The organism is Bacillus sp. D7-8 (assembly GCF_052055895.1).
In the GTDB taxonomy this organism is placed as follows: Bacteria; Bacillota; Bacilli; order Bacillales; family Bacillaceae; genus Bacillus; species Bacillus velezensis.
On the sequence record NZ_CP179922.1, the window covers coordinates 2289146 to 2296867 of the forward strand.

At 49.8% G+C, this 7722-nt stretch carries 1 protein-coding gene; it reads right to left on the reverse strand.

Going from position 1 to position 7722, the window contains the following annotated elements; genetic code table 11:
• Window position 1 precedes the first annotated feature (1 nt).
• The gene (locus tag ACKTRM_RS11210; RefSeq protein ID WP_012117922.1) at window positions 2–7720 is read right to left on the reverse strand and encodes a type I polyketide synthase; all 7719 of its coding nucleotides are present in this window, start codon (window positions 7718–7720) and stop codon (window positions 2–4) included.
• Window positions 7721–7722: the final 2 nt, after the last annotated feature.

The window sequence follows — 7722 nt, forward strand, 5'->3', positions numbered from 1 at the left end:
GTCACGTTGTCACCTGCCAAAACGAGTCTGCAGGTGCAGTGCTTGTCTCTGCTTTTTTCTCATATTTCTTTAAAATATCCGCAATGTCTGTTTTTTCATTACTTGTTTTTTCCGCTTCATTCTCCGTGCTGTTCCAGCCGCCCAAAAGCGGGTAGTGTTTTTTTCTGAATTCCGGCGGCTGAGACGCCCGGTGATGTTCCCGCTGCCTTTCACCTCTGTATTCTTCAACGAGGATATGAGCATTTGTCCCGCCGTCAGGAAATGAACTCTGAGCTGCGACGCGGGGTTTCTTCTCTGAATGCCAATCAACGGGTTCACGATTAAAATGAATACGCGACGCTTCAAAGTCATAATGTTCAAATGGCTCACGCGCTGATAAGAAAGGCGGAATCCGCTTATGATAGACGCTCAGCACACATCGGATGAAGCCCGCAAGACCTGAAGACAGAAGCAAATGCCCCACATTCGGTTTCACCGATCCGATCCGGCAGGGCAGAAGCGTTTTCCGGTTCAGCTGATAGACATCTGAGAGTGCCTTGATTTCCACCGAATCAACGATTGGGGAACCGCCTCCGTTCACTTCTATATATCCAATGTCTTCGGGCGACTTTTCCGCCATGTCAAGCGCAGTTTGAATGGCGTCTCTCTGCGCTCTTATATTCGGTGAACCGGGACCGAGCGTCCGGCCGTCATTGTTTACCGAGACGGCTTTTATGACGCCGTAAATACGGTCTCCGTCCCGCACCGCATCGCTCAATCGTTTGATAAAAACCGCCCCCGCTCCTTCTCCGAGCACTTCTCCCGCTGATTCACGGTCGAATATATGAAACACGCCGTTCTCATTTAAAATATGGCGCGCTCCGAATAACCGGTGCGCGGACGGAGATAAGAGCAGACTCACCGAACCGACTAAGGCCGCGTCAATCCTTCCGGCCAAAAGGGCGTCTTTTGCAAAGGACAGCCCGATCAGCCCTGAGGAACATGCTGTATCCACGACAAGGCTCGGCCCTGTGACATTCAAAAATCGTGAAATGTTGGCCGCTAAATAGTTTTGCCCCGCCCCCAAAATCGGGTTAGGCGCCTGCAGGATATGTTCCATACCGGCTGAAGGCTGCGCCCTGCCGCCGATGTACACGCCGACTTTCCGGCCCGATAAATCCTTTTGGCCGTACCCGGCATCATAAACGGAATGAACCGCTTCTTCTAATATGATCCGCGCCTGCGGGTCCATAATTGCCGCGTCTTTTTCAGAGATGCCGAAAAAGCCCGCATCAAACATGTCGATATCATCAATCCACCCCGCATAATCCTTTGCATTTGCTGTTGCATGCCAGCGCGTTGCGGGGACAGGCCGGATGGCGGTGTTTCCCTTCATCAGCAGCTCCCAAAAAGCATCCGTTCCGCCCGCCCCCGGAAAACGGCAGGACATGCCGACGACGGCAATATCGTCTTCAGTATCCGCTTTCGGCTCCATGAATGTTCTCTCTTCAGCGTCAGCGATTAAATCAGGCTCTACGTCCCTGTCTTGAACGAAACCATTTTCTTTTGTCACAAAATCGGCTTCATGATGCACTGCGAAATAGTCAACCATTTCTGTAATCGTTTGATATTGAAGCATTAAGGATGGTGTTAACTTTATGCTGATCCGTTTTTGCAATGATTGAACCAATTCCGCAAAGAGTATTGAGTCAATCCCGTATTCATCAAACGGCATATCATCTTTTATCTGCTCATCCGTCATTTTCAGTTCTTCGCTGAAAACGGTGCGCACCCATTGACGAATCATGTCCTTCACCTTTTGGTCACCGGCAGTGCTTTTTTTCATGGGAGCTTCAGATTTCTTCACCTTCAGAAGATCACCAAAATCAGGCTCACTGTCTTCGGGAACACAAGGAATTCCGCAGCTTTGTCCGTTTAATATGATGTAATCTAAAAACTTCAGTCCGTCTTCGGCAGACAGCCTGGAAAGTCCTGATTTTTGATAAGCAGGTGTTTCCGGCAGGCCTTCAGCCATGCCGGTTTCTTTCCAGACGGGCCATTGAACGGCTTTAACAAACACGTTTCCTTTACCTGCTTGATGATTTGCAAAAGAGTCCATAAATGAATTAGCCATCGCGTAGTCACTTTGCCCCGCAGCAAGCGAAGGGATCAGGCCCGAAACGGATGAGAACAAAATAAAAAACGACAGCGGCTCATTCTGAACAGCTTCATAGAGACCGCGAAGCCCTGTTACTTTCGGCTTGCAAACGCTTTCTATTTCAGTTTCGGTTTTGTTATAAAAAGCGGGGTGTTCTCCCATTGCGCCCGCGCAATGAAAAACGCCGGTAATCGGTCCCATCGTGCCGCGGATGCTGTCCGTCATTTTCCGGATCCCCTTTTGATCCGTAAGAGAAACGCTGTAATAACGGATCTCCGCGCCCCGCTCGGCTAACCTCTGCATCCGCTCGGCTTTTTCCGGGAGAATGCCGTCCTTTTTCATGTCTGCCCACTCTGAGGAATCGGGAAGCGGCTCCCGCCCCATGATGACCAGTTTCCTGCATCCGCGTGAAACGGCATGCTCCGCCGCAATTGCGCCGATCCCGCGCGATCCGCCCGTTATTAACAGCACATCATCAGACGAATAGGAAAGCTCAGGCGCCGCCGAAACATTCATACCCTGCTTCAGAAACGGCACATAACGGCGATTCAGCCTGTAGCAGCATTCACTGACGCTTTTGGCCCGCGGCTGTAAAAATTCAGTCTCAATCTGTCTGCTTAATTCTTCTGTATGCTCAATCTCACAATCGCTATCTATCGTAAAAGAATGAATGTTGGCATACTCAGCGCCCAGCATCCGGTACAGCCCCGCCGTTTTCGCCCCTTGCATCAGAGGTTTACTTTCCTTGAAAGGCTGGAGGCGGTGTGTCACTTGGCTGAACACAGCGCCGCTATGACGGAGTGATTCCAGAGCCTGCTGTAAAAAGGCAAGCTTTCCGTGTTCTATCTCTTCCTGCCGTTCATATTCCGCGTCATATGCGGTTATGTCGACGACCCCGAGTATCTGTTTGTTTTGAAGAGACTCCCGCACTCTGCCGTAAAGGTTTCGCCCCGATGCGGCGGCGTAATAATCGGCGCCGTCTTTTGCCTGATGGATGAAGCAGATCGTTTCAATATGACCGTTTCCTTTAAAAAGAGCATCGGCCAATCGGCTCGTCTTATCAGTTGCAAGTATCATTACTGTTCCTGATAATGCTTCAGACTCCGCCGGATCTTGCTGCTTCCAGTCTTTTTGAAGAATGATCTTTTGGTTTTCCGCCGGTTCGTCTGTCTGTTTCCGGATATCCGCAGGCACAGGCACCCAATACCGCTCCTTCGCGAACGGATATACAGGAAGGCTGACCCGTTTCGGCTTCTCTCCTTCGTATAACAGGCTCCAGTCAACGGCGGCTCCTTTTGCCCACTCAGTGAGCAATCTGGAATATTGCTTGTTTTTCAGCAGCTCGGCCATTCCACTTGATGAAATATCATCTTGAGCACGTCCGCGGAAACATCCTTCAATTTCTGTTTTCCGTTCAAGCACATCCTTCAGTTTCGCTTGCAGGCCGCAAACGGATGTAACGATAAATGCCAGCCGTTCAGGCATCGCTTCTCTGCCAGCTTGAAGCGTGTAGGCCAGGTCTTTAAGGTTGACTTCTTTTTCCCGTAAAAAGCGGTCATACCGTTTGACATATTCTAATAGGCGATCTTCATTTTTTGCCGAAAGCAGAAACAGAACCGGCTCGTCTTCCCGTATATTTACCGATTTCTTTTCAGCCTGCGGCGGCAGATATTCTTCTATGACAAAATGGGCATTGCTCCCGCTGGCGCCAAAAGAACTTAAACCCGCTCTTCTCGGCTGGTCAGGATGTGACGGCCGTTCCCATTCTTCCAGCCGGTCCGCCACATAAAACGGCGTGTCCGGAAACGGAATATGGGGATTCAGCGTGTCCGCGTGCAATGACGGAAAGATTTCTCCATGCTTCAGCTGCAAAAGCACCTTTGTTAATCCGGCGATCCCGGCTGCTCCTTCTAAATGGCCGATATTTGATTTGGCAGAGCCGATGGCGCAAAACCGCTTCTTGTTTGTCCATTTGCGGAAAGCGCGGCTCAGCCCTTCAATTTCAATCGGATCACCCAGAGACGTACCCGTTCCGTGAGCTTCAATATAACTCAATGTCTCCGGATCAATGCCGGCACTCTGAAAGGAATCTGTAATGACTTCCGCCTGTGATGCCGGATCAGGCACGGTCAAACCGGATGTTTTTCCGACATGGTTTAAAGCGGAGCCTTTTATGACGCCATATATCGGACAGCCCATTCTTTCCGCTTCTTGAACGGTTGTCAGTAACACCGCGCCGACGCCTTCTCCCGGCACATAACCGTCACCGCCGTCGGCGAAGCTTTTGCAGACGCCTTCTGAAGACAGAAATCCGGCATTCGCCAAAAACGCATATTTATGCGGGTGTGTGACCGCATTCACACCGCCGGCAATGGCGAATTCGCACTCCCCTCTTTTAATGCTTTCACATGCCAAATGTATGGATGTGAGCGAAGAAGAGCACATCGTATCAACAGCCATTGACGGCCCTGTAAAGTTCAGGCAGTGAGACACGATATTCGGAACAGAGGCAGGCGTCACGCCCATAGACAGCGGTGTGCCCCGCTGTGTGATTTCAGCGCCGAACAGCTCATAATGGCTCCAAAACACACCTGCGAATACCCCGACGCGTTTTCTTTTTTGTGAAGATGGCCCGCGCGCCGTTCTGTCCTGATAAAAACCGGCATCTTCACAAGCTTCCCAAGCCGTCTCTAAAAACAGCCGCGCCTGTGGGTCCATCATTTCAGCCTGGCGAGGAGTCAGATTGAAAAACAGCGGATCAAAGCTGTCTATACGATCTAAAAATCCTCCGTAACGGTAGAACTGATCTGCTTCATATGAGAAAGGATAACCTTTCCATCTGTCTTTCGGCATTGTTGTGATGCAATCTTTCCCTGAGCGCAGATTTTGGTAAAATTCATCAATGCTTCCCGCCTGCGGGTATCTTCCCGCCAATCCGATTACCGCAATATCGTGCTCTTCTGTATGTCTCTCTTGTTTTCGGCTCCTTCTCTTTACAGCTGCATGGGACAATGAAGAGCGGTTCTTGTCTGCCATCGGAACCAATCGGGCCATGCTTTCAGTTACAGCCGGCTCCTTCCCGTATAAAATAACAGATTGCAGCTTGCCGAGACGCAGCATATATTCAAGTGAAGCCATCCCTTCCCCGGCCGGAAGCGGGCTGGTGCCCGTTGCATCATTCATGATCTCTTTCATCAAGCTGTCAACCTGCATGCCGCCATCTTCCCAAAGCGGCCAGTTGATCGTCATAGAAGCCCCGGTCCGTTCGCCTTTTTTTGCTCTGCAATCGCGATATTTCATATATTCATCCATAAAAGCGTTCGCTGCGGCATAATCTGTTTGGCCCGCATTTCCGGCCAACGCCGAGAATGAGGAAAATACGGCGAAAAACTCAAGCGGTTCATGCCGTGAAGCTTCGTCCGCATGAATCAGGCCGCTGATTTTCGGCAGGAACACCCGCTTCAAGTCAGAACTGTCTTTTTGGATGATAAATTGATCTTTTAAAACACCGGCGCAATGAAAAATGCCCGTCAGCCGGCCGAAGGTTTCTGTAATCTGAGCAAATGCCCGCTCTGTTTCGGCTTTGCTGCCGATGTCCGCTTGAACGTAAAGAACTTCTGCGCCCAATGCTTTCAGTCTGCTGATCTTCTCAGACTGTTCCGGCGAACGGCCGATGAGTGCGAGCTTCACCTTTTCTTTTTCTGCAAGGTGACGGGCAAGCAGAAATCCAAGACCGCCGAGACCTCCTGTAATGATATATACGCCGTTTTGTTTCCAGGGAGACTGTGTCTGCCCGTCCAGTTTCTCAATACGTTCGAACAATCTGATCTGCCGTATATTGTCTTTATACCGAATATCTGTGCAGCCTGCATGAGAGCAGTCTGCTTCTGTTCTTATCATTGCGGCCGTTTCACTTGGCAATCTCTCATTCTTGTCACAGAAGGTGATCACCTGAGTGCGAAGAACCGGATTTTCCAGATGTGCCGTTTTCAGCATAGCCCCGAGAGCGGAAGACAATGCCGCTCCATTCTCAACGGCGCATACAAGCTGAATCAATGTATGTTCTTTCGGATGGTCTGTCAGTTCCCGTTTGAGCATACGAAATATGCGCTCGGCATCTGCTTCAAACTGCTCATCTGCAGCCTCATGCTCCCTTTTCAGTTCTATCACTTCCGCTTCCGGGCAATATGTGCCGAGTTCACCGGTGAGACGGGGTCCTGCATCGGCAGCGATAATGAGATGACGGGTTTGTTTTTGCCCGTTCTGCACCGCCGTTTCCAGCGGATGATCTTTCCAGGCGGGTTCAAAAAACAGAACCTCATCAGCAATGTCAGTGTCTGATGTATGCCGGTCTTCGGCCGAATCTTTCAGCACACAGCCCGCTTCATTGATAAGGTAATCCGCAAGGCGGCGGACAGATGAATATTCAAAAAGCAGTGTCGGATAAAACTGCTGCTGAAAAGTCTGCTCTAATATCTTTACAAGCTTCAGCAAATGCGCCGAGTCAAGCCCCATATCATAAAAGCCTTTCCGCACATCAATATCCTGTGCCGGACGATTGATCAACCTGGCGATTTCCGACTTTATGTAAGTCACCATGTTTTGTTCCGGCGTTTGCTGTTCAGACACGTCTTCTGCGGCCACAGAATTTTCCGACTCACCACGGCCGCTTCTGTTCTGCTGAGGCGGCTTCTCTTTGTCTATCAAATGGGTAATCATATTCGCTTGTCTGACCCTTTTTACTGTCAGTTTCTCACATTCGGCCAATACGTTCCCTGCCCTGTCGTAAATCGTGAAATCGGCCGAATAAACATCAGGTTCGCTATCTGATACGCCGCTTTCAGTGCGGCTGTTTTTCGCAGAATAAGTGTAAATCGTTTTCGGAAACGGCTGATACATGCAAAAACGATCGATCATAAAAGGAATATAAGGCGTGTCATTCTGCTTTTGGGCCGACAATGCAAAGGAAGAGCCGGCAAGGGTGGACGCATCTAAAAAAGCCGGATGCGCCTTAAATTTCTCCCGGAATCCTTCAGCCAAATCACTTAGAGTGAGCTCCATTAATTCTTCTTTATCCTGAAGCTGATAAACGGCCCCTTCATTTTTCATAAACTCGCCATGCTCAATATGGCTTCTTCTTGCAATTCCGTAAATGTCATGCATGTCCCATTTTCGGCTTGCGTTTTTCATGAACGCTTCAATATTCAGTTCTTTTGCCCGGGGAGCGTCTTCTTGCAAATAAAGCTGGCATTCCATATTCTCATCCCGGTTTCCGCCAAGCGGTGTGCCGTTTTTTGCTTTTTCGCTAGTGATCTCAACTTTCCAGCTGTCACGCGCCGGCGTAAAGGTCACATACAGGTGTTTATCAAACTCTTCAGATGTTACAACAGGCTGCTTAAAAATAATCTGTCTTAATTCTATAGGCCGTTCACCGAGATACCCGGCGGCGAGCCGATACAGCATATCTATTAAAGTCACGCCCGGGAGGACGCGGATTTGATGAACGCGATGATCCCGGACGATATAATTCGTATGGCTGATTTTCTGCAGGAACGTTTTGACTTGATCGGTGGCAACTGCCAATC